Annotated in this window: 21 protein-coding genes and 1 riboswitch; of the genes, 5 read left to right on the forward strand and 16 right to left on the reverse strand. The window is 70.0% G+C overall.

Going from position 1 to position 21,520, the window contains the following annotated elements:
• Positions 1-122: 122 nt before the first annotated feature.
• From GC203_RS19375 to GC203_RS19390, 4 genes are all read right to left on the reverse strand, one after another.
• Positions 123-569, reverse strand: a complete 447-nt coding sequence (locus GC203_RS19375; RefSeq protein WP_293458067.1) for a hypothetical protein — start codon at positions 567-569, stop codon at positions 123-125.
• 110 nt (positions 570-679) lie between these two features.
• Complete coding sequence (locus tag GC203_RS19380) at positions 680-1,390, reverse strand: PEPxxWA-CTERM sorting domain-containing protein (protein ID WP_293458068.1); 711 nt, start codon at positions 1,388-1,390, stop codon at positions 680-682.
• Between the two features lie 95 nt (positions 1,391-1,485).
• Positions 1,486-2,193 (reverse strand): SDR family NAD(P)-dependent oxidoreductase, encoded by a 708-nt coding sequence (locus GC203_RS19385; protein WP_293458069.1) that lies wholly within the window; start codon positions 2,191-2,193, stop codon positions 1,486-1,488.
• A 739-nt stretch (positions 2,194-2,932) separates the two neighbouring features.
• Complete coding sequence (locus GC203_RS19390; protein ID WP_293458071.1) at positions 2,933-3,358, reverse strand: hypothetical protein; 426 nt, start codon at positions 3,356-3,358, stop codon at positions 2,933-2,935.
• 239 nt (positions 3,359-3,597) lie between these two features.
• Positions 3,598-3,689, forward strand: a riboswitch (glycine riboswitch).
• 165 nt (positions 3,690-3,854) lie between these two features.
• Here GC203_RS19390 and gcvT point away from each other — a divergent pair.
• From gcvT to GC203_RS19415, 5 genes are all read left to right on the forward strand, one after another.
• A complete protein-coding gene (gene gcvT, locus GC203_RS19395) occupies positions 3,855-4,988 on the forward strand; it encodes a glycine cleavage system aminomethyltransferase GcvT (RefSeq protein WP_293458073.1) in 1,134 nt (377 codons plus the stop codon).
• A 117-nt stretch (positions 4,989-5,105) separates the two neighbouring features.
• Entirely contained in the window at positions 5,106-5,471 is a 366-nt protein-coding gene (gene gcvH, locus GC203_RS19400; protein WP_293458075.1) for a glycine cleavage system protein GcvH, read from the forward strand.
• A 150-nt stretch (positions 5,472-5,621) separates the two neighbouring features.
• Positions 5,622-6,962, forward strand: a complete 1,341-nt coding sequence (gcvPA, locus tag GC203_RS19405) for an aminomethyl-transferring glycine dehydrogenase subunit GcvPA (RefSeq protein WP_293458076.1) — start codon at positions 5,622-5,624, stop codon at positions 6,960-6,962.
• Entirely contained in the window at positions 6,959-8,518 is a 1,560-nt protein-coding gene (gene gcvPB / locus GC203_RS19410) for an aminomethyl-transferring glycine dehydrogenase subunit GcvPB (RefSeq protein WP_293458077.1), read from the forward strand. Before gcvPA ends, gcvPB begins: the two co-directional genes overlap by 4 nt.
• Positions 8,519-9,011: 493 nt before the next feature.
• On the forward strand, positions 9,012-9,410 hold the full coding sequence (locus tag GC203_RS19415; protein WP_293458078.1) for a PGPGW domain-containing protein: 399 nt from the start codon (positions 9,012-9,014) through the stop codon (positions 9,408-9,410).
• 160 nt (positions 9,411-9,570) lie between these two features.
• On the opposite strand, the gene GC203_RS19420 is transcribed toward GC203_RS19415, so the two are convergent.
• From GC203_RS19420 to GC203_RS19475, 12 genes are all read right to left on the reverse strand, one after another.
• On the reverse strand, positions 9,571-10,473 hold the full coding sequence (locus tag GC203_RS19420) for a PEPxxWA-CTERM sorting domain-containing protein (protein WP_293458080.1): 903 nt from the start codon (positions 10,471-10,473) through the stop codon (positions 9,571-9,573).
• Between the two features lie 429 nt (positions 10,474-10,902).
• On the reverse strand, positions 10,903-11,277 hold the full coding sequence (locus GC203_RS19425; protein ID WP_293458081.1) for a YciI family protein: 375 nt from the start codon (positions 11,275-11,277) through the stop codon (positions 10,903-10,905).
• A gap of 129 nt (positions 11,278-11,406) precedes the next feature.
• Positions 11,407-12,375 carry a hypothetical protein gene (locus GC203_RS19430; protein ID WP_293458083.1) on the reverse strand — a complete coding sequence of 323 codons (969 nt, stop codon included), beginning with the start codon at positions 12,373-12,375 and terminating at the stop codon, positions 11,407-11,409.
• Positions 12,376-12,523: 148 nt separating this feature from the next.
• Positions 12,524-13,024: a hypothetical protein gene (locus GC203_RS19435; RefSeq protein ID WP_293458085.1), complete on the reverse strand. Its 501-nt coding sequence runs from the start codon at positions 13,022-13,024 to the stop codon at positions 12,524-12,526.
• Between the two features lie 244 nt (positions 13,025-13,268).
• Positions 13,269-14,120: a hypothetical protein gene (locus tag GC203_RS19440; RefSeq protein ID WP_293458087.1), complete on the reverse strand. Its 852-nt coding sequence runs from the start codon at positions 14,118-14,120 to the stop codon at positions 13,269-13,271.
• A 528-nt stretch (positions 14,121-14,648) separates the two neighbouring features.
• Complete coding sequence (locus tag GC203_RS19445) at positions 14,649-15,152, reverse strand: ATP F0F1 synthase subunit B (RefSeq protein WP_293458089.1); 504 nt, start codon at positions 15,150-15,152, stop codon at positions 14,649-14,651.
• An 81-nt stretch (positions 15,153-15,233) separates the two neighbouring features.
• On the reverse strand, positions 15,234-15,776 hold the full coding sequence (locus GC203_RS19450) for a hypothetical protein (protein ID WP_293458091.1): 543 nt from the start codon (positions 15,774-15,776) through the stop codon (positions 15,234-15,236).
• Positions 15,777-15,783: 7 nt separating this feature from the next.
• On the reverse strand, positions 15,784-16,017 hold the full coding sequence (locus GC203_RS19455; protein ID WP_293458093.1) for a F0F1 ATP synthase subunit C: 234 nt from the start codon (positions 16,015-16,017) through the stop codon (positions 15,784-15,786).
• Positions 16,018-16,051: 34 nt separating this feature from the next.
• Positions 16,052-16,876, reverse strand: coding sequence for a F0F1 ATP synthase subunit A (locus tag GC203_RS19460; RefSeq protein WP_293458095.1), 825 nt, complete (start codon positions 16,874-16,876; stop codon positions 16,052-16,054).
• A gap of 13 nt (positions 16,877-16,889) precedes the next feature.
• Positions 16,890-17,234 carry an AtpZ/AtpI family protein gene (locus tag GC203_RS19465; RefSeq protein ID WP_293458097.1) on the reverse strand — a complete coding sequence of 115 codons (345 nt, stop codon included), beginning with the start codon at positions 17,232-17,234 and terminating at the stop codon, positions 16,890-16,892.
• Positions 17,235-17,405: 171 nt separating this feature from the next.
• The gene (locus GC203_RS19470) at positions 17,406-20,852 is read right to left on the reverse strand and encodes an AAA family ATPase (protein ID WP_293458099.1); all 3,447 of its coding nucleotides are present in this window, start codon (positions 20,850-20,852) and stop codon (positions 17,406-17,408) included.
• A gap of 5 nt (positions 20,853-20,857) precedes the next feature.
• Positions 20,858-21,520, reverse strand: coding sequence for a DsbA family protein (locus GC203_RS19475; RefSeq protein ID WP_293458101.1), 663 nt, complete (start codon positions 21,518-21,520; stop codon positions 20,858-20,860).

Genomic DNA, 21,520 nt, shown 5'->3' on the forward strand with positions numbered 1-21,520 from the left:
CCTCCGCCGTCGGGCTTCCGGCCTCCTGCTCTCGCAGCACGCCGATGATCTGCGCCTCGCTGAACCTGCTCTTCTTCACGTCCGTCTCCTCTAAGTGACGGACTCTCACTCAAACCGAGGGATCAGGAAGGGGGCAGGTCACGGGGCAGGGCGTTGGCGTAGGCGTAGACCGTGGTCACCGACGGGATCGGCGAGCGTGCCAGCTTGCCCGCCTTGATCGTCGGCTGCTGGATCACGAACGTGACGCCGTAGTTCACCGGCCGGTAGGCATCCATCCCCTTGCGGTGCGGGTCGATGTTGCGGAACGCCTGCGGCAGCCCGCCATAGGGCGTGTAGCTGCGCTTGATCATGTCGGTCAGGGTGTCGATCCACGCCTGGCGGCCGGGCGTGGCGCTGATGTTGCTCCGCGCCTCCGCCGGCCCGGCGTTGCCCCGCGTGTCCAGCGCGTCCGACCAGGCGAACGTCCGCGTCGCCAGCGCGGCGATCTCGGCCTTCGAAGCCGGCGCCTGAGCCGCCGCCGAACCCGCGCCCACCGCGACGGCCGCCAAGGCCGCAAGCCACACACGCAAAGCTACGCCCCCCAACCAGCGCCACGCACCTTGCCGCGCGTCCGCCGCCGGCGCCTCCATCATATGATGGAGGCGCGCCCCCGTCCCGTCGGGCGGCGGCGCGCCGGAGCTCAGGCGAAGGGCGCGATCCGGACCCGGTCGGCGGCGCGGCGGCGAAGCGCCGTTCCCGCGCCCGCGAAACCCAGGATCATCAGCGCCCAGCTCGCAGGCTCGGGCACGCCGCCGGCGCCCGGGTTCACCACGGAAGTCGTGCCCAGGTAGATGTCGTCCAGCGCGAAGTCATTGCCCCCGAACGCGGTCTGGGCGTTGCGCAGGTACAGCGTCGCGGTGGTGGCGGCGCCGCTGTTGAACGTCGTGGACAGGCCGGTCCACACGCCGGTCCCCTCCGGTATCGTCGGCGCGTCCAGGACGACCTCGGCCCCGCCGTCCAGCGACACGGTGAAGGTGAGGATTGGCGGGTTGCTGGGATAGGCGTTCAGCAGGAACGCCTCGAAGAAATAGTCCTGCGCCGCGTCGATCGCGATCGATTGCGACTGCCACACGATGTCGCCCACGTTCGGGCCGCCGTTGCCGACGAACATCAGCCCGCTGCCGCTCGTGTGATCGCCGACGTTCACGAACGCCCCGTTGAAATTCTTCGGGCTGGTCGTGATGTAGTAGGTCTTGGGCGGCGAGCCGTTGGTCGTGAACGTGTAGTCCGACGAAAAGCTCGTGTTCCCGGCCTCGAAGTCGCCGTTGACGACCAGATTGGCGGCCTGGGCGCCGCCGGCGGCCAACATCGCCATGGCGCACGCCGCCACGAGCCCGCTTTGGAAAGACATCGAAATCCCCTACGCCTGCGAGCCGCAACCCGGCTCGATGACCCTAGGCGCCAAATCGCCGCGCCGCGGATCATCCCGGCCTCAGGGGCCTGTCCTCACCAGGGGACGCTCTTGCCGTGCCGGTCGAGGTAGCGGAGCCCGGGCGTGTCCTGCTGGGCCACCAGCACGTCGACGATCTGCGGCATCGCCTCTTCCACGCCGAACGGCGCGCCCGGGCCGCCCAGCTCGGTGCGGATCCAGCCCGGCGCCATCAGCACCATCGGCCGCTCCGGGTGCCGGCCGCCATAGCTCGCCATCGCCTGGTTCAAGGTCGCCTTGCTGGCGCGGTAGACGTCGTTCGTCCCGTTGGCGTTGTTGGCGATGCTGCCCTGGCCCGACGACATCACGCCGATCACGCCGCCCGGCCTGGCCAGGGGCCCCAGCGCCTCCACGGCCCGCATGGCGCCCAGCACGTTGGTCGTCATCACCTCGACGAACTCGTCGGTGGAAACCTCCGCCAGGGTGTCGGAGGGCTTTCGGTTGGCGATCCCCGCGTTGACGAAAACGATGTCGAACGCCCGGCCCGCGAGCCGCTCGCCCAGGCTCCGGATGCCGTCGTGATCGGTCATGTCGAGGGTCTCCACCTCGACGGCGCCGGCGCGTTCGGCGGCCAGCGCGTGCAGCGGGGTTCCGGCGCCCCGCACCGTGCCCACCACGCTCCACCCCCGCCCCGCGAACTCGGCCGCCATCGCACAGCCCAGCCCCCGCGACGCGCCGACGATAAGGATGGAGCCGGCGTCACCCGGCGATCTGGCGTTGCTCATGTCCGGTTCCCCCTGGTGTCTCGACCGCCATATGCGCACCGGCCGCCGACGGCGCCAGCCCGGGGCGCTCCACAGCCCCTCTCCCACGCGCGAAGCGCGATGGGAGAGGCGGGGGTGAGGGCGGCGCAGGCGTCAGCCGCCGCCCAAGCCTTGGACCCGCACGCACCTGTCCACCACCGAGTCCAACCCGGAGCGTGATCCTGCCCCCAGCGCCACCCTCACCCAACCTCTCCCGCGACGCTCCGCGTCCGGGAGAGGAGTCGCCCCCCTTCCTTTCCCGCAAGCGGGAAAGGGGGACCGCCGGCCGAGGCCGCAGGCCGAAGAGCCGGTGGTGGAAAGGGCAAGCCGCGCGCACAGCCTTCCTGAGGCTTGACCGGCGATTGGCCGCAAGCGACTCGTTGCTGACTTTGGCGGCGTTCGCTTTCAGAAACGGAACCCAGGTCGCCTTCCGACCCATTGCGGACGTGGATACGACTGGCTAGATCGCCTCGGAGAGGGGCCGATGACTTACGACGACACCGTCAGGGTCAGAATGACAGCGCCGCTGCGAGAGCGACGTGGAGCGCTAGCGTCAGTATGCGGGGTCACGCCGCCTGCGCAGCGGCGTGAAGGCCATTGGGAGCAGTTCCCGCCCGGAACTGTCTACCTCGTCGAGTTCGAAGACGGCGAAGCTCTCGACGTGCACGAGAGTTGGATTGAGCGCGCAGAGGCGTAGTTCCGCTTTCCACCCCGAGCTGACCTAAAACCAAATCATTTCGGCAGCACTGACCAACTCGTCGTCCTGCAAGTCGAGGTCCTTAGGGGAAATCGCTCGTAGACTAATGAGGAAGCCTCGTATCGCTTTCTTTTGCACGTCGCTGAAGGAGCCGGCGAAGCTGAACCACCAATCTCCGCGCGGACGGTGTTGGCGATTGAATGGAAGGATGGCTTCCAGAGCCAAGTCGGGGAAGGTTGGCTTCGCGAGAGCCCCGACAAGAACGGATGGGACGTAGTACGCGAACGTCTTCGGCCACAGGTACTCTCGCCACGAGGCGGGACCAGAGCCCACCATTTGCCAATCCATCAACGAGACTGAAGGCCACGGCTTGCCCTGAATGCGATTGGCAAGTTCGCTCGGCATGTCCTGGTCAAGACCGCTCGTGATCCGAAAGAACGCCTTCGGCATCGGTTGGACCGGAAATGCAGATAGTATGGCCGCTTCAACTTCCATTGGATCAGCGGCGCTGTGCGGGCTGTGTATGCATAGTGCCCAATCCTATCGGACACGGAGTGAATGACAGCTTCCCTCCCATCCCCGCCCGGCTCCCCCCACCCGTTCGTGTGGTTCGTGGTCAAATCTCGCCCCCGCACGCCCCGCCGCCACGCCCCCGATTGACTCCCCCCACGACGTCCCGCACAACCGCTTCGACTCTCGCGGGAGAGGCCGGGTCTCCGCACCCGGCGCCGAAGGCGCAACCGCCCCGGAAACGCTCAGGCAAAAGGACCGCGCAGGGCCGATGAACGCTGGAAAGTAGTCGCCCCTCGGGGTGGCTCGCCGAAGGAGCAGAGGACGGCCACCGCTAGGTCGTTCGGAAATCTCTCAGGCCAAGGGACAGCGGGGGCGCGACGCTTCGGGGGCTGAACCCGCGGCGGCGCCGCATCGTCAGCCCAGAGTCGAGCTCTTGTCCGATACCGAAACCCTCAAGACCACGCCCCTCACCGACGACCACGTCGCGCGCGGCGCGCGCATGGTGCCGTTCGCCGGCTATTCCATGCCCGTCCAGTACGCCGACGGGGTGATGAAGGAGCACCTGTGGACCCGCGAGCACGCGGGCCTGTTCGACGTGTCCCACATGGGCCAGGCGCGGCTGATCGGCGTCTCGCCGCTGTCGGCCTTCGAGGAGGTGGTCCCCGGCGACTTCATCGGCCTCAAGCCCGGCAAGCAGAAGTACTCCCTGCTGATGAACCGCCAGGGCGGGATCGTCGACGACCTGATGGCCGGCCGGCCGACCACCCCCGACGGCGCCCTCACCGACGGCCTGTTCGTGGTGGTCAACGGCGCCTGCAAGGACAACGACTTCAAGGTCATCGACGACGAGCTGGCCGGCCAGGTGGAGGTGAAGCGCCTGGAGGACCGCGCGCTCATCGCCATCCAGGGCCCCGAGGCCGCCGCGGTGCTGAACGCCCTGGTCCCCGAGACGGCCGCCATGGCGTTCATGGACATCCGCGCGCTCACGGGCTTCGGAACCGACCTCATCGTCTCGCGCTCGGGCTACACCGGCGAGGACGGCTACGAGATCTCGGTCCCCGCCGCCGAGGCCAGCCGGGTGTGGAACCTCTTGCTGGAAGACCCGCGCGTGCGGCCCATCGGCCTGGGCGCCCGCGACAGCCTGCGCCTGGAGGCCGGCCTGCCGCTCTACGGCCACGACCTCGACGAGACCGTCAGCCCGGTGGAGGCGGGGCTCACCTTCGCCGTCAACAAGAACCGCCGCGAGCAGCGCGACTTCCCCGGCGCCGCGCGTGTGGTGAAGGAGCTGGCCGAGGGGCCCGCGCGCCTCAAGGTCTGCCTGCGCGTGCTGGAAGGCGCCCCGGCCCGCGAGGGCGCGGAGGTGGCCGACGCGGACGGCAATGTCATCGGCGTCGTCACCTCGGGCGGCTATTCGCCGTGCCTGAAGGCCGGCATCGCGCTGGCCTTCGTGGCCCCCGCCCTCAAGGCCGAGGGAACCGCGCTCAAGGTCATCGTCCGCGGCAAGGCCCAGGCCGCCGAGGTCGTGAAGAGCCCCTTCGTCCCCCACCGCTACGTGAGGAAGCCGTGATGACGGCGCGCACCCCCTCCCGTGTCATCCCGGTTTTGGCGAAGCCAAGGACCGGGATGACATCGGTTCCCAATCACAGCGGCTTCGCCGCCCCCTGGCCCTCGGAGAGATAGGACCATGCGCTTCACCAAGGATCACGAGTGGGTCGAGCTCGACGGCGACGTCGCCACGATCGGCATCACCGCCCACGCCGCCGAGCAACTGGGCGACGTGGTGTTCGTCGAGACCCCGGAGGTCGGCAAGCAGGTGAAGGCCGGCGACGCCTTCGCGGTGGTCGAAAGCGTCAAGGCCGCCTCCGACGTCTACGCCCCGATCTCGGGCGAGGTGGTCGAGGCCAACCCGGAGCTCGACTCCGCCCCGGAGACCGTCAACGCCTCGCCGGAAGCCGGCGGCTGGTTCGCCAAGGTGAAGGTCTCCGACCCGGCCCAGTTCGAGGCCCTGATGGACCGCGACGCCTACGAAGCCTTCCTCCAGACCCAATAGGGCGCGCAGCGCCGAATGTTCGAACCACGGATGAACACGGATCGCACGGATGCCCGAGGCCGAAGTCAGCCCAAATCCGTGTCCATCCGTGTCATCCGTGGTTCCGGATTCCCGCGCCTGCGGCGCGCCCCCGCCTAGCCGGATGACCCGATGAGATACCTTCCCCTCACGCCCGACGACCGGGCCCGGATGCTGGGCGTGATCGGCGCGCCCGACGTCGACGCCCTGTTCGTTGACGTGCCCGCCGCCGCCCGCGGCGCGGCCTTCGACCTGCCGCCCCACGCCGGCGAGATGGAGGTGGAGCGCGCGCTCGCCGCCCTGGCCGCCAAGAACCGCGCCGCCGGGGCCGGGCCGTTCTTCTGCGGGGCCGGCGCCTACCGCCACCACGTGCCGGCCAGCGTCGACCACATCATCCAGCGCTCGGAATTCCTCACCAGCTACACGCCCTACCAGCCCGAGATCGCCCAGGGCACGCTGCAGGTGCTGTTCGAGTTCCAGACCCAGGTGGCGGCGTTGACCGGCCTCGAGGTGGCCAACGCCTCGATGTACGACGGCTCCACCGCCTGCGCCGAAGCCGTGATGATGGCCCAGCGCGTGACACGGCGGGAGAAGGCCATCCTCTGCGGCGGGCTGCATCCCCACTACGCCCAGGTCACCCAGACCATCGCCCACGCCGAGGGCATGGAGATCGTGCGCCAGCCGGCGGCGATCGATCCGGGCGACACGGTGATCGCCGCCATCGACGACCAGACCGCCTGCGTCGTCGTCCAGACGCCCAACGTGTTCGGCGTCGTCACCGACGTGTCGAAGATCGCCGAGGCCGCCCACGCCAAGGGCGCCCTGCTCGTGGTCGTCACCACCGAAGCCGTCTCGTGCGGCCTGCTCAAGTCCCCCGGCGAGATGGGCGCCGACATCGCCGTGGCCGAGGGCCAGTCGATCGGCAATGCGCTGAACTTCGGCGGCCCCTACGTCGGCCTCTTCGCCGCCCGCGAGAAGCTGGTGCGCCAGATGCCCGGCCGGCTGTGCGGCGAGACCGTCGACGCCGAGGGCCGCCGCGGCTACGTGCTGACGCTGTCGACCCGCGAGCAGCACATCCGCCGCGAGAAGGCCACGTCCAACATCTGCACCAACTCCGGTCTCTGCGCCCTGGCCTTCTCGATCCACCTGTCGCTGCTGGGCGGCGCGGGCCTGCGCCGGCTCGCCCTGATCAACCACAGCCGCGCGCGCGAACTGGCCGACGCCGTGAAGGGCGCCGGTCTCGAGGTCCTGACGCCGCGGTTCTTCAACGAGATCGCGGTGCGCACGCCCGGCCCCGCCGCGGCCCTGGTCGACGCCCTGCTGGCCGACGGGATCGTCGCCGGCGTGCCCTTCTCGCGCCTCGACCCCGCCGCGGGCCTGGACGACGTCCTGCTGCTCGCCGCCACCGAAACCACCACCTCCGAAGACATCGCGGCCCTGGCCGCCGCGCTCGCCCGCAGGAGCGGCCGATGACCATGAACACCGTGGGCCGCCCCACCCGTCCCGACGCCGCCGCCGAAGCCGCCGCCGCCCCCGCCTCGCTCACCGGCGGCCGGGGCCTCCTCCAGGACGAGCCGCTGATCTTCGAGCGCGGCGGCTGGGGCAAGACCGGCGTCGACCTCCCGGCCCCCGCCCATGACGCCGCCGACCTCGCCGGCTTCGTCCGCGACGAGGTGGCCCTGCCCGGCCTCTCCGAGCCCGAGACGCTGCGCCACTACGTGCGCCTCTCCCAGAAGAACCACGCCATCGACCTGGCGCTCTATCCGCTGGGCTCGTGCACCATGAAGCACAACCCGCGGCTCAACGAGAAGGCGGCGCGCATGGCCGGCTTCGCCGACCTCCACCCCCTGCAGCCGGCCGCCACCGTCCAGGGCGCGCTGGAGCTGATGGACCGCCTGGCCCACTGGCTGAAGACCCTCACCGGCATGCCCGCCGTGGCGCTCTCGCCCAAGGCCGGCGCCCACGGCGAGCTCTGCGGCCTGCTCTGCATCAAGGCCGCCCACGAGGCCGCCGGCCAGGGCCAGCGCCGCACCGTGCTCGTCCCCACCAGCGCGCACGGCACCAACCCGGCCACCGCCGCCTTCGTCGGCTATTCCGTCGCCGAGATCGCCCAGACCGACGACGGCCGCGTCGACCTCGCCGACCTCGCCGCCAAGCTGGGCCCCGACGTCGCCGCCATCATGGTGACCAACCCCAACACCTGCGGCCTCTTCGAGCGCGACATCATGGAGATCGCCCGCCTCGCCCACGAGGCCGGGGCCTACTTCTACTGCGACGGCGCCAACTTCAACGCCATCGTCGGGCGCGTGAAGCCGGGCGACCTCGGCGTCGACGCCATGCACATCAACCTGCACAAGACCTTCTCCACCCCGCACGGCGGCGGCGGTCCCGGCGCGGGCCCGGTGGTGCTGTCCGAGGCCCTGGCCCCCTTCGCCCCGGCCCCCTGGGTGGTCGCCGGCGCCGACGGCTTCCAGCTCGCCGAACAGCCGGCCGGCGAGGCCGCCCAGGCCTTCGGCCGCATGTGCGCCTTCCACGGCCAGATGGGCATGTTCGTGCGCGCCTACGCCTACATGCTCAGCCACGGCGCCGACGGCCTGCGCCAGGTGGCCGAGGACGCCGTGCTCAACGCCAACTACATCAAGGCCCGGCTCTCCGGCGCCCTCACCCCGGCCTTCCCCGACGGCCCCTGCATGCACGAGGCGCTGTTCGACGACGCCTGGCTGGAGGGCACGGGCGTCACCACCCTCGACTTCGCCAAGGCGATGATCGACGAGGGCTTCCACCCGATGACCATGTACTTCCCGCTGGTCGTCCACGGGGCCATGCTGATCGAGCCCACCGAGACCGAGAGCCTGCGCGAGCTCGACCGCTTCTGCGACGCCCTGCTGGCCCTGGCCCAGGCCGCCAAGGCCGGCGACGCCGAGCGCTTCAAGGCCGCCCCCGTCCTGGCCCCCATGCGCCGCCTCGACGAGACCCTGGCCGCCCGCAAACCCAAGCTGGCCTGGCGCCCGGAAGCGGAGACCGGCTGAGGGCCCCCTCCCTCAACGTCTGTCATCCCGGTTTCGCGGAACGCGAAGACCGGGACCCATGAACACAGGCGGATCGAGTGAAGGCGCCAGCCTCGCCGCCGTGGATCGTCGCCGCCTGCCCGCGTTCATGGGTCCCGGTCTTGGGCTTCTCCCAAACCGGGATGACACGGGAGGGGGAAAGCGGAATCTTCCGCGGCGTAGTGACGCTTGTTTCCGCCCCGCCCCGCGCGGCCTTCCCGCGCGATCCGGCGGAAGCGCGTCGCTAAGGCGCCGGATTTTCAACGGTTCTGCGGCAAACCTGTGTTCGCTCTGCACGGGAGTGTTGCGGCCGCGCCACGGGCAGGGGAATAGCGTCCCTCGACCCGCCCATGAGTAAAATTTAACGGCACGGCGTCTTTACGATTCTCCGATACGTACGCATATCAGGGATGCAGCGGCAGGGACCTCCCCACCCGGCCGTTCACCCCCCAGGACGACTTACGTGTCTTTTGCCATGCCCTCTCTGCGCGTCTATCGCGCCACGGACGATCTCGCGCGCGAGATGGCCGGCCGCATCAAGCGGTTCGGGATGGTCCTCCTCGGCCTGGCGATCATCGTGGCGGGCATCCTGATCGCCCCGCTGCCGGGCCCTGGCGGCATCCCGGTCATCGTGGTCGGGCTGATGGTGGTGCTGCGCAACTCGTTCAAGGCGCGCCGCCAGTTCGTGCGGCTGACGCGGGCCCACCCGCGCGTGCTCTCGCCGATCCGCCGGCTGCTGCGCCGCGATCCCGAGTTCATCCTGATGTTCTACCAGCAGACGCTGCGGGTGGAGCGCATCCTGCTGCCGCGCCGCATCCGCTTCGTCCAGGCCCTGCGCCGCCTAACCCGCCGCCGCCGCCCCGCGGCGATCTGAGCCTTCCGACAACCGTCATGGCCCGGCCCGTCCGGGCCACCCATGAACACAATGCGCCGGCCAGGCCGTTCAGCGGCGCCGAGGGGCCTTCCTGCCCCCGGCGCGCATGGATCGCCCGGACGAGCCGGGCGATGACGTTCAATATGGAAGGGTCGTCGGTCTAGGCCGCCGCCATCGCCCGCCGGCGCGAGGCGCGCAGCGTCGAGCCCACGCCCAGGAAGCCCAGCAGCATCATCGCCCAGGCGGCCGGCTCGGGCACGCCGCCGGGCGCCACGGCGAAGTCGAAGTCGGCGCTCGGCCCGCCGCTGAAGGCGTACTGCACGTGGTCCACCGCCCCCGTGAAGGTCCCGGCCCAGCCCGAGCCGACGCCGATGTTCACCCCCACCACGTACAGCGTGCCCGCGTTGTCATCGATCCACGACTGCAGGTTCTTGACCCCGCCGGCGGTGGCGAAGGTCGGCCCCAGCACGCTGCTGGTCGCCCAGAACTCGCCGTTGGTCAGGGTCGAGCCCAGGGTGACCCAGGTGTCCTCCGGCGGGTTGTTGCTCTTCTGGTAGTAGTATTCCGAGACCAGATAGCCGGCCGGCGTGCTGCCGTTGAAGATCATCAGCCGCATCACGGGCGCGAAGATGTCGCTCGGCCCGCTCAGGGCGCTGTCGCGATAGAAGTCGAACGACAGGCTGGTCAGGCTCGACAGGGCGACCGGCCGCGAGAAGTAGTAGTCCAGGTCGGCCTTGCTGTCGGCGCTCGTCGTCGAGAAGAACGCCGCTCCGTTCCCGTCGTTGCTGTAGGTGTTGGTGATGCCCACCGTGCCGCCGCCCCCGACGGCCTGCTGCTGCCAGGTCGCGGACACCGGCGACTGATAGAAGCGGTTGGGGTCGCCGCCCGAGCCCACGACCGTGGTGGTGGTGCCGTTGGCGTTGGTGGTGGTGGTCGCCACCCCGTCGCCGCTGACGCCGCTGGCGTTCGCCAGGTCGGTGTTCAGCACGGTCTGGGCGTTGGCGGTCGAAACGGCGCCGGCGGCCAGCACGGCCGCGAGCGACGCAACAGCAGCGATCTTCAAGGTCGTCCCCCTTGCACAAGGCTATCGCCCTGGTCCGACCGGGTTCCTGGCCAGGATCGAGATGGTGTCAGACGGCGCCGCCACGTCCCCCGGGGCGGCGAGCCACCTTCGAATGTTGAGCACCCGGAAACCAGCAACCTCGGGTTACGATCTATTCGTGCCTCAGGCGTATTCGCCCTACCGGGCAGTGTGGAGGGCGCACCGTCGCCGGTGTCTCACGGGAGCTGCGAAGCTCCAATCAAAGGCCCGAAGCCATCAACCCACGTCATCGCCCGGCTTGTCCGGGCGACCCATGAACACGAACGCCGGCCGACGTCGCACCGTCGTAGCCGGCGCGTCCAAGCCTGCCCGCCCGGCGTTCATGGATGGCCCGGACAAGCCGGGCCATGACGATGAATCTTGGCCGATCGAGCAGCCCCTCAGCCCCCCTCACCCCGCCTCCAGATCCGACATCTCGTACAGCGGCCGGATCTCGATCATGCTCTCGCCGGCCATCGGGTTGGGGCAGCGCTTCACCCAGGCCACCGCCTCGTCCATGTCCTTGACCTCCCAGAGCCAGAAGCCGGCCACCAGTTCCTTGGTCTCGGCGAACGGCCCGTCGATCACCATGCGGCGCGGCCCGTCGAACGCCACCCGCTTGCCCGCCGACGAGGGCTTCAGCCCATCGGCCATCTTCAGGATGCCGGCCGCCTCCAGGGCGGCGTTGTACTCGCCCATCTCGGCCATCATCTGGCTCAGCTGCGGCTCGGGATAGAGCCCCTGCTCGCTGTCGGCCGTGGCCTTCACCAACACCATCACCCGCATCGTCCGCCTCCTGTCCGCGCCGGCCGCCTCGGCCAGTCATAGCAACGACGAACGACGTCGGGGGAAGCCGACATTTGGGGGTGGGGACGTCGGCGAAACTTTCCCAGCGGTGAACGCTCAGCTTCCTGCTTATCCAGGCATTGGTCGGCGCTGCTGATCGGCGATGAAAGACGGGACTGATGTGTCAATGTCTACACGGGGAGGACATCCTAGATACTCTATCGTCCAGCTGCCGAATTTGCGTTTGAAGGACTGGATGCCTGACAAAACCATTGCAGACTGAAATCCAAGCTCGGAAACGACCCAAGGCGTGAACGCCACAGGAATTCGAGCTTCGTGGCTACCGGAGCCGATCCTAGCGCTATGCTCCGCGAATGGATCGAACCGGCAGGTGACGCGTCGGTTGCTTGGGTGTGGGATGGTGACAGCCGTGACGTGTGGGCCAACTCCAGGATCGCTCGCCGCCGTTCGACGGATGACTGAGGTGAAAATCGAAATGACGTAGTCAGCGTACTCAAAGCCGTTCCTTGGTTGCGGCCTTGGCTCTTTTTGAGCCGCCTGGATGACGTCAGCTGTTGGCAGAATTCCGATTACTTCTTGCGCCAAGTTGATCCGGCTGCGCGGAGGTCGCAATTTCATCGTTGGGCTGGCGAAACCAGCATCGTTTCCGGAAAATTTGACTAGGATTGGGATTAGCCGGCGGCGACGGCGTGACCACCAGCCCGAGACGAGCAGCGTTACACCTTTACCGCCCGGTGTGACCGACAACTTCCTGCGCAACGTCAGCAATACTTGATTTAAACCGCGGGGGCCGTCTCCCTTGCCGCCGACCGCCGTTGGCAGGCGCCCGTCAGGATAGCGCTGGAACTCCTTGCCCCAGAGCACCTGAGCAATCCACTCGTCGGTTGGGATGCCCGCAAGGTAGGCTGTGCCAGCGAAGCCGAAGATAAGTGCGCAGTCTCGGCCAAGGTAGACGACCGTTTTGTTCGCCAACAGGTCGTGGGGGCCCGCATAGGTTCCTTGCCGAGAGAGTGTGACCAGTCGATCGCTAATCAACACTGCAAAGCCTTGACAGGCGGCCGCCCCGACCATCGTCATCGGGAAAACTCCGGAGATCGAATCTCCCACATGAAGACCGCGGAGATCTCAAGCGCCCTCCAGTTCTTCAACTCACGCGCGCGTCGAGCTTTGACGGAACGCTTCAAGTCCGACGACTTGAAGTTCACTAGACCGCTCCAGGTCTCGCTCATACCTCGTCACTTTCGCGCTCGATTTCGGCGCGCTCTTGCCCTTCGCCCTCATCTTCGTCGCCCCATCCGTCATGACCCCCGCGCGGCGATGAAAGGAATGTGCTCACAATCTGCTGCTGTTGCTCGGTAAGGTCGGTACGCTTCGAGACCTCGAGAACCCGCGCTTCAAGCCGCGACGTGTCCACCATGTCCGCGTAAGGTTTCAGGTGGATTCGTGTGGAGGGGCGAGCAACACGATCTCCCATGCCGCCAAAGCCCATCCCCTGAGACCAAGCTACCGAGGCGGTGGTCTGGGCCATCGCGATGACGAAGAGATCGCTCGAAAGCTCTTGATCAGTCCACATGCGAACCTCCTTGACCGAGGTCCAGTTGCTCCATTGGAAGAGCAACGGTCCCAAGGATGGACTGCCGGCCAAGCTGTGATCGGTCGCCGCCTCCCGAACGCGCGCCAGCGCGAGTTGTTGAAAGTCCCTTGCGACAGCTTCGTTGACGATCACATCGCCTCTGCGCTTCCCAGACTCATCAGGCTCGTAGGGGCCGATGCATCGGCGCGCAAAATCACAACACCAAAGATCGTCAGCCGGCGACGAGATGGGACTGTCATTAGAGAGCGTCATGGCTCTGCCGCCTCTGCCAAGCTTGCCCCGAACATAGCAAGAACATGGCGGGAGAGTCGAACGCTCCGTGCAATACTCGTCGAAGCGGACTTTTTCAGACGCCGCCTCTGAGCACCCCTACCCCTCACTCCCGCTCCTCCGCCCTTAGCCAATCCCGGTGATCCAGCGCCTCGGCGACTTCCTCGGCGAAGGCGGGGAAGCGGCGGCGCCAGGCGTAGAAGGTGTCGTGGCTGGGCATGTCGGGCCGGGCGCACAGGCCGCTGATGGTGGCGCCGGCGGCCAGGGCGGCGCCGATGCGGCGGGTCAGCTTCGGGTCGGGGCCGGCGAAGGCGGCGGCGCGGGCCCGGTCGCGGTTGCGCCGGCCGCCGGTCATCAGCACGCGCAGGGCGTAGTCGAAGTCGGGCCGGGCCCGGCGCCACTGCTTCACGGCCCAACGGCCGGGCATGCCGGGCTCGCGCACGATCCGCTTCAGGGGCACGCCGGCGTTCACGCGGGCCAGCAGGCGGTCGGCGGCGGCCGGGTCGAACGGGCGCAGGGGCCGTCCCCGGCGCGCCTCGGTCCCCGCCCGCTTGGCGGCGCGGTAGGCCTGGTCGAAGTCGGGCCGGGCGTTGCGCCAGGCGCGCAGCACCGCCAGCTCAGGAGCCTCGCGCGCCGCCTGCATGGCCGCCACGGACTCGCCCCTCCGCACCCGGGCCAGGAAGCGCTCGGCGCGGGCGGGGTCGAAGGCGAAGCGGGCGGGGTGATAGCGGGGGCGATACTGCACGCCCCAGGCCCGGGCGCGGGCCAGGCGCTCGCGTAAGGCCGGGTCCTTCAGCGTCCAGGCGTGCACCGTCTGGCGCGAGGGCGCGCGCGGCTCGGCGCAGGCGTCCTGCAGCCGCCAGCCGCCCTCCAGCCGTTCGAGGATCCAGCGGATGGCGGCCTCGCGCTGGGCGGGGCTGAACTTGCGGGCGCGCGTGCGCGGCAGGTCGGGCAACATGGCCCCATCCTGCCCCGCCGGTACGTCAGGTGCGGACGCAGTACGCCCCTCCCCCCGCGCCGTCATCCCGGTTTTCGCCGCAAGGCGAAAGACCGGGACCCCGCAGCGCCGGCCCGCCACGACGATCCGCGGCGGCGACGCGGCGGCCCCCATGCCGACGCCCGGCGTTCATGGGTCCCGGTCTTCGGCTGCGCCGAAACCGGGATGACACGGGAGGGAGTTCGGGGCCGTCACCCCGCGCGAAGCGCGAAGAGCCCCCAAAACGCCAAAAGCCACGAAAGCCAGGCCCCGCCCCTTTCGTGGTCGTTCGTGTTTTCGTGGTTCGAATAGGAGGAGAGGTCCACGAGCCTCGCGGCCTTCGCGATCGACGACGCGCCTGGCCCAGTCCCCCAGTCGGACGGGCCGGCCAATCTCTCACGTCTGTCGCGAGGCTCGTGGACCGGTCAAAGGCGCGACGTTCCCCAACGGCGCGCCTGACCTCAGCCGCACCCCCACCGAGCCTTCAGGGGGGCGGGCCAATTCGTTTTCCTACTGCAGCTTGCCGGCCAGTTCGGCGATGGCCTTGTCGACCAGCGGGTCGGCCTTGGAGCCGGCGAGCCGGCTCACCAGCACCTGTTCGGCCATCTGCGCCGCCAGGTCGGCGGCGGCGGCGCGCACCTCGGCTTCGGCCTGGGCCTCGGCCTGGGCGATCTTGCGCTCGGCCATCTGGGCGCGGCGCTCGAGCTGTTCGGCCAGCTTGGCCTGGGCCTCGGCCTGGAGGCGCACCGCCTCCTCCTTGGCGTTGGCCAGCATCTCGGCCGCCAGCTTGTCGGACTGGGCCTTCTGGGCCTGGATCTGCGCCAGCAGGTCCTCGGCCTCCTTGCGCAGGGCGCCGGCCTCGTCGAGCTGGGCCTGGACCTTCGCGCCGCGGGCGTCGAGCGCCTTGGCGGCCATGCCGGGAACCCCGGCGCGGACCAGCACGACGATGAAGATCACCAGGGCGACGCCGACCCAGAAGTGGGCGTCGCTGAGGAGTTCGGAGAGGAATTCCATCGTCTACCCCCTAGAGCGCGATCCGCCAAAGCGGCGGACGGCCCGAGTGATCGCGCTCGAAGATTGCATGCATCGAGCCTCTCAAGAGGCCCGGCCCGCGGCCGCGAGTTCGGCGGCGGTCGCGGTCTTGCCGGTCAGCTTCTCGACGATCGCCTTGGCGGTGTCGGACCCGATCGTGGCCACGTGGCCCATGGCGGTTTCGCGGGCCTTGGCGATACGCGCCTCGGCCTCGGCGCCGGAGGCGGCCAGCTTGGCCTCCTCGGCCGCCAGCTTCGCCGCGATCTCGGCCTGGGCCGCCGACCGGGCGTCGGAGGCCACCTTCATGGCGGCGGCGCGGGCCTGGGCCATCTCGGCGGCCGCCGCCGCGGCCTGGGCGTCGGCGGCGTCCTTCAGGCGGCGGGCCTCGGCCACGTCGCCTTCGATCTTGCCGTCGCGCTCGGCGATGGTCCCGCCGATGCGCGGCACGAACACCCGCGACATCAGGACGAAGACGATCACGAAGAAGACGACGAGCCACGCCATCTGGCCCGGCCACATGGCCAGGTCGAACTGCGGCAGGCCGCCCGAGCCACCCTCGGGGTGGCCGGTTTCCTCGTGGGTCTCGGTGACGGGACCTTCTTGCATCTGCGTGTTAGCCGACGTTCACGAACAGGATGATGAAGGCCATCACGAGGGCGAAGATGCCCAGCGCTTCGGTCAGCGCCATGCCGAGGAACAGCATCGGCTGTTGGCTGGCGGCGGCCGACGGGTTGCGGATGGCCGAACCCAGGTAGTTGCCGAACAGCACGCCCAGGCCGACGCCCGCGCCGATCAGGCCCATGGTGGCAAGGCCGGCGCCGATGTACTTGGCGGAAACAGGATCCATTTTTCTAACCTCTTTGGAGAACCGGATGTTGTGACTAGTGGCCGTGACCGAGGTTCACGACGTCGTTGAGATAGACGGTGGCCAGGGCGGCGAAGACGAACGCCTGCAGGAAGGCCACGATGAACTCCAGGGCCGTCAGCGCGACCACCATGGCGAACGAGACGCCCGAGCCGGCGAAGGCCAGGTAGGCGATGCCGCCGTTCAGGGCGAACAGGCCCATGCCGACCACGAAGCTGGCGAACATGTACATGACCACGTGGCCGCCCAGCATGTTGCCGAACAGACGCATCGCCAGGGTGACCGGCCGGATCATGAAGGAGAGGAACTCGAGCGGCGCCACCAGCAGCAGCATGTACCAGGGCAGGCCGGAGGGGACGAACAGCTTGAAGAAGCCGGCGCCGTTCTTGATGAAGCCGATCGCCACGACCGTCAGGAAGGTGATGAGCGCCAGCGCCACGGTGACGGCGAGCTGGGCGGTGGCGGTGAACGTCCACTCCTGGTGGGCCAGGTTCCCGAAGCCGAGCACCAGGCCCATCATGTTCATGGTCAGGACGAGCATGAAGATCGTGAAGACGAAGGGCACGTAGGGGCGGCCGGCATGGCCCATGATCGGGCCCACCAGCACCTTGTCGATGAGGTCGAACAGGCTCTCGGCCAGCGACTGCAGGCGGCCGGGCACCAGTTCGCGCTTGCCGGCGGCGAGCAGGAAGCCGCAGATCACCAGGGCCGCGAAGCCCATCGCGAGCGTCGCGTTGGTGATCGACATGTCCAGGGCGAAGCCGCCGAGCTGGATCGGCGGCAGCTTGACGATGGGATGGACCAGGAACTGTTCCATCGGTTCGATCGCGGGCGCAGCCATCTATCCTACCGTCTCAATCGTCCTCGTCGTCGATGACGGGGGCCTGCCCCGTCGTCTCCGATGCCTTCTTCGCCCACGCCCCGGCGCCACGGATGGCGACGAAGGTGGACACTCCCATCCCGATCAGCAGGCCGCCGATCAGCCCGAACGGGGTCGTATGCGCGAAGCTGTCGACGAGCCAGCCTAAGCCCAGGCCACCGAGAACCCCGCCCACCACTTCCGCGAGGAAGCGGTAACCCTGCCCCATCGCCTTCTGGGCGGCGCCCCCGGCTTGCGGGTGGCGCTCGGCCTCGAATGCGGCGAGCCGCCGATCCAGGCGCTTGAGCGCCTCATCTTGCGACTCGTCCGTCCGGGGCATGCGTCGGGAGGCCTTTCGACCGCGACGTCGCCGCCACGGCGGGGGGCTTTCAGGTCGCGCGGAACCTAAAGGTCACCGTGCAGTGCGTCAATAGCACCTGATCAAGTGCCAAATATCTGAATTTGCGCAGGTTTTCAGACCTGCGACGGATCGCCCGGACTCGGACGGGCGCTATTGCGCCGCCATGGCCTCGGCTTGCCTTAGGTCAACCGACACCAGTTGCGACACCCCGCGCTCGGCCATGGTGACGCCGAACAGCCGGTCAGTGCGGGCCATGGTGACCGGGTTGTGGGTGATCACGATGAAGCGCGTCTCGGTGCGCCGGCACATCTCGTCCAGCATGTTGCAGAAGCGGTCGACGTTGGCATCGTCGAGCGGGGCGTCGACTTCGTCCAGCACGCAGATGGGCGCGGGCTGGGACAGGAACACGGCGAAGATCAGGGCCGCGGCGGTCAGGGCCTGCTCGCCGCCGCTCATCAGGCTCATCGTCGCCAGCCGCTTGCCGGGCGGGCAGGCGAAGATCTCCAAGCCGGCCTCCAGCGGGTCGTCCGATTCCACGAGGCGCAGCTCGGCCTGGCCACCCTGGAACAGGGTCTCGAACAGGGTCTTGAAGTGCTCGTTGATCACCGCGAAGGCGGCGGTCAGGCGCTCGCGGCCCTCGCCGTTCAGCTCGTCGATCCCCTGGCGCAGCCGGCTGATGGCGCCCGTCAGGTCGGAGCGTTCGGCGTTCATGGTCTCGAGGCGCGCGGCGAGTTCGCCCGCCTCCTCCTCGGCGCGCAGGTTCACCGCCCCGATCGATTCGCGCTGGCGCTCCAGGTTGAAGAGGTGCGCCTCGGTCCCCTCGGCGTCGGCCGGGATGGCGACCGCCTCGTCCGCCAGCTTCCGGCCCAGGGCCTCGGGCTCCATCCGGGCGGCCTCGCGGATGTTGGCGGAAACCTCGGCCAGGCGTTCGGTCGCGGCCTCGGCGTGGGCGGTCAGGCTGGCGCGCACCTCGCGGGCCTCGCCGGCGGCGGACTCGGCGGCGCGAAGGCCCCGCTCGCTCTCGGCGCGTTCACGCTCGCCCGCGGCGAGCGCGTCGGAGGTGCCCTTGCGGCGGGCCTCGGCGGCGGCCAGTTCGTCGAGCAGCGCGACCTTGCGCGCCTCCAGCGTGGAAGGCGCGTCGTGCGCCGCGTCGAGCGCGGCCTTGGCCTTGATCCGCGCCGCGTCGAGGTGGCTCAGCCGCTTGGCGGCGGCGGCGGCGCGGCGGGCCCAGTCCTCGTGCTCGCCGGTCAGGGTCTCGAGCCGCCGCGCGCGGCCGCCGCGTTCGCGAGCCTCGAATTCGCAGGCCGCGCGGGCCTGGGCGGCGGCCTCGCGGGCCGGCCCGGCGGCGGCGCGCGCCGCGGCGAGCTGTTCGGCCAAGGCCTCGGCCGCGCCGTCCGTTCCCACCTCGGCGGAGACGGCGGCGAGCTGGCCTTCGTGCTCGGCCAGCTCGGCTTCGAACCGGCCGATCAGGTCGTCGAGCGACGCCGCGCGCGCCTCCTTCAGCGCCGCTTCGCGCGACACCCGCTCCAGGGCCGCGCGCGCCTGGGACGCCTGCTGCTCCAGGCCGGGCAGCTCGCGACGGGTGGCGCGCAGGGCCTCCTCGGCGGCGCGCAGACGCTGGGCGGCGGCTTCGGCCGCCTCGCGCCCGGCCTTGGCCCGGGGCTCCATCTTCTCGATCTCGGCCTCGATCTCGGCCAAGCGGGTCTTCTGCTCCAGGCGGACGGCGGCGGGCTTGGGCGCCTCGGCCCGCGCGACGAAGCCGTCCCAGCGCCAGAGATCGCCTTCGCGCGAGACCAGCCGCGCACCGGGCGGCAGCCCCGCCTTCTGCAAGCGATCGCCGTCGGCGCGGTCGACCAGGGCCGTGAAGGCCAGACGCGCGGCCAGCGCCACCGGCGCCCGCACCAACGGCGCAAGCGGGACCGCGCCCTCAGGCCAGGCCGGCGCGGCGGCTTCGCGCCCGCCCCAGTAGGCCGGCGCGGCCGGATCCAGCGCCGCGTCGAGGTCGTCGCCCAGAGCCGCCGCCAGGGCCACTTCATAGCCGCGGTCGGGCGTGACGGAATCGAGCGCCGGAACGAAGCCGCCGCGCTTGGCCTGCGCCACCAGCCCGGCCAGCGCCCGGGCCTCGGCCGTGAGGCGGCCCAACTGCTCGTCCACCTTGCGGCCGGCTTCCCGCGCGGTCGCTTCGGCGGTCACCGCCTCGGCGCGCGCCTCCTCGGCCGCCTCCAGCGCCTGACGCGCCGCGGCCAGGGCCGCCTCGGCCGCCTCGGCCCGCGCCTGGATCTCCGCGGCCTGGGGATTGAGCACCGGGCCGAGCGCCTGGCGCTCGCCGCGCGCCTGGTCCAGCGCCCGCCGCGTGCGGGACACCCGCGACTGGGCCTCTTCGATCCGGGTCCGGGCGGCGCGGCGCTCGGCCTCGCGCGCGGCCAGCTCGGCGGCCAGCCGCTCGACCTCGGCGTCGGCGGCGGCGCGCGCGGCTTCGGCGGCCTTGGCCGCGGCCTCCAGCTCGGGTCCGCGTTCGGGCGCGGCGGCGATCTGGGCGCGCAGGGCTTCGAGGTCGGCGGCCAGGCGCTCCAACGCGGCCTCGGCGTCCTCGGTGATGTGGGCCTCGCGCGCCCGGTCGGCGTCGATGCGCTCCACCTCGCCGGTGAGGCGCGCCAGCTCGGCGGCGTGGGCCTCCTCCTCGCGTTCGAGGCGGTCCTTGTCGATCTCCAGCTTGTGCAGGATCGCCGCGGCGATGGTCTCGGCCTCGCGCAGCGGCTTCAGCGCCGCGTCGGCCTCGGCGGCGCGCGTGGTGGCCTGGGCCGCGGCGCGTGCGGTGGCCTCGACGGCGTCCGCGGCCGCCCGCACCTCGGCGCCCAATCGCTCGGCGGCGGCCTTGGCCTGGGCCCACTTGGCGTAGAGCACCGCGCCCTGAAGCGCGCGGATCTCGGCCGACAGCTTCTTGTAGCGCTCGGCCTGGCGCGCCTCGCGCTTCAGGCGGCCGAGATTGGCTTCCAGCTCGCGCGCCACGTCGTCCAGGCGTTCGAGGTTGGTCTCGGCGGCGCGCAGGCGAAGCTCGGCCTCGTGGCGGCGCGAATGCAGGCCGGACACGCCGGCGGCCTCTTCCAGGATCAATCGCCGGTTCTGCGGCTTGGCGGCGATCAGCTCGGAGATCTGGCCCTGGCGCACCAGCGCCGGCGAACTGGCCCCGGTGGAGGCGTCGGCGAACAGGAGCTGGACGTCGCGGGCCCGCACCTCGCGCCCGTTGATCCGGTAGGTCGACCCCGCGCCCTTGTCGATGCGGCGCACCACCTCCAGCACCGGGTGGTCGTTGAACGCCGCCGGCGCGCGCCTGGCGGAGTTGTCAATGGTCAGCGCCACCTCGGCGTGGCTGCGCCCGGGCCGGTTGGCGGCGCCGGCGAAGATCACGTCGTCCATCCCGCCGGCCCGCATGGCCTTGGCGGAATTGGCGCCCATCACCCAGCGCAGCGCTTCCAACAGGTTCGACTTGCCGCAGCCGTTCGGCCCGACGACGCCCGTGAGTCCCGGTTCGATCCGGAACTCTGTCGGATCGACGAAGGACTTGAAGCCCGCGAGCTTGAGCCGCTGGAAGTGCACCTGCGCTAGCGCCCTCCCTTCGCGGCGAGGGCCTTGGCGATGGCCGCGTCAAGCTCGGCCAGGGTCGGCACACGGTCGTTCGGCATCAGCAGGCCGTTCACGAAGAACGTCGGCGTGCCGGTCACGTGATCGGTCTCGTTGGCGTAGGTCAGCCGCGCTTCCAGGGCGTCCTGCGCCTTCTCGTCGGTCAGGCAGGCTTCGAACTGCGCCTCGGTGAAGCCGTTGGCCTTGGCGATGTCGAGGAAGATCGGCTTGATCTGGCCGGCCTGCCAGCGCGGCTGGCTGCGGAACACCTGGTCGACGATCGTGAAATACTTCGAGCCGTCGCCGCAGCGGGCCATGAGGAAGCCCGCGGCCGCCACCTGGGCCGGCGCGGTCAGCAGCTCGCGCACCGTGTAGTAGACCCGGCCGGTGTCGACGTACTTCTTCCGGAACAGCGGGAAGACCTCGTCGTTGAAGTGCGCGCAGTGCGGACAGGTCAGCGACAGATATTCGATCACCCGCACCGGGGCGTTCGGGTCGCCCAGGTTCATGTCGCCCGGGGCGGAGGGCCAGCGGACGGCCGCCGCCTTGGCGGGCGCGGCGGGCGCGGCCGCGACGGAAGCCGGCGCGACGAGCGCGGCCGCCAGCAGGGTCAGGAACGCAACGAGGGTCGGGCGAAAACGCAT

Source organism: Phenylobacterium sp. (assembly GCF_016124325.1).
Taxonomy (GTDB): domain Bacteria; phylum Pseudomonadota; class Alphaproteobacteria; order Caulobacterales; family Caulobacteraceae; genus Phenylobacterium.

What these genes read in the sequence shown, in the direction of transcription:
- GC203_RS19380 (WP_293458068.1), bottom strand. Translation starts at nt 1,390, where the DNA reads ATGTCTTTCCAAAGCGGGCTCGTGGCGGCGTGCGCCATGGCGATGTTG.
- GC203_RS19385 (WP_293458069.1), bottom strand. Translation starts at nt 2,193, where the DNA reads ATGAGCAACGCCAGATCGCCGGGTGACGCCGGCTCCATCCTTATCGTC.
- GC203_RS19390 (WP_293458071.1), bottom strand. Translation starts at nt 3,358, where the DNA reads ATGCCGAAGGCGTTCTTTCGGATCACGAGCGGTCTTGACCAGGACATG.
- gcvH (WP_293458075.1), top strand. Translation starts at nt 5,106, where the DNA reads ATGCGCTTCACCAAGGATCACGAGTGGGTCGAGCTCGACGGCGACGTC.
- gcvPA (WP_293458076.1), top strand. Translation starts at nt 5,622, where the DNA reads ATGAGATACCTTCCCCTCACGCCCGACGACCGGGCCCGGATGCTGGGC.
- gcvPB (WP_293458077.1), top strand. Translation starts at nt 6,959, where the DNA reads ATGACCATGAACACCGTGGGCCGCCCCACCCGTCCCGACGCCGCCGCC.
- GC203_RS19415 (WP_293458078.1), top strand. Translation starts at nt 9,012, where the DNA reads ATGCCCTCTCTGCGCGTCTATCGCGCCACGGACGATCTCGCGCGCGAG.
- GC203_RS19425 (WP_293458081.1), bottom strand. Translation starts at nt 11,277, where the DNA reads ATGCGGGTGATGGTGTTGGTGAAGGCCACGGCCGACAGCGAGCAGGGG.
- GC203_RS19430 (WP_293458083.1), bottom strand. Translation starts at nt 12,375, where the DNA reads ATGACGATGGTCGGGGCGGCCGCCTGTCAAGGCTTTGCAGTGTTGATT.
- GC203_RS19440 (WP_293458087.1), bottom strand. Translation starts at nt 14,120, where the DNA reads ATGTTGCCCGACCTGCCGCGCACGCGCGCCCGCAAGTTCAGCCCCGCC.
- GC203_RS19445 (WP_293458089.1), bottom strand. Translation starts at nt 15,152, where the DNA reads ATGGAATTCCTCTCCGAACTCCTCAGCGACGCCCACTTCTGGGTCGGC.
- GC203_RS19450 (WP_293458091.1), bottom strand. Translation starts at nt 15,776, where the DNA reads ATGCAAGAAGGTCCCGTCACCGAGACCCACGAGGAAACCGGCCACCCC.
- GC203_RS19455 (WP_293458093.1), bottom strand. Translation starts at nt 16,017, where the DNA reads ATGGATCCTGTTTCCGCCAAGTACATCGGCGCCGGCCTTGCCACCATG.
- GC203_RS19460 (WP_293458095.1), bottom strand. Translation starts at nt 16,876, where the DNA reads ATGGCTGCGCCCGCGATCGAACCGATGGAACAGTTCCTGGTCCATCCC.
- GC203_RS19465 (WP_293458097.1), bottom strand. Translation starts at nt 17,234, where the DNA reads ATGCCCCGGACGGACGAGTCGCAAGATGAGGCGCTCAAGCGCCTGGAT.
- GC203_RS19475 (WP_293458101.1), bottom strand. Translation starts at nt 21,520, where the DNA reads ATGCGTTTTCGCCCGACCCTCGTTGCGTTCCTGACCCTGCTGGCGGCC.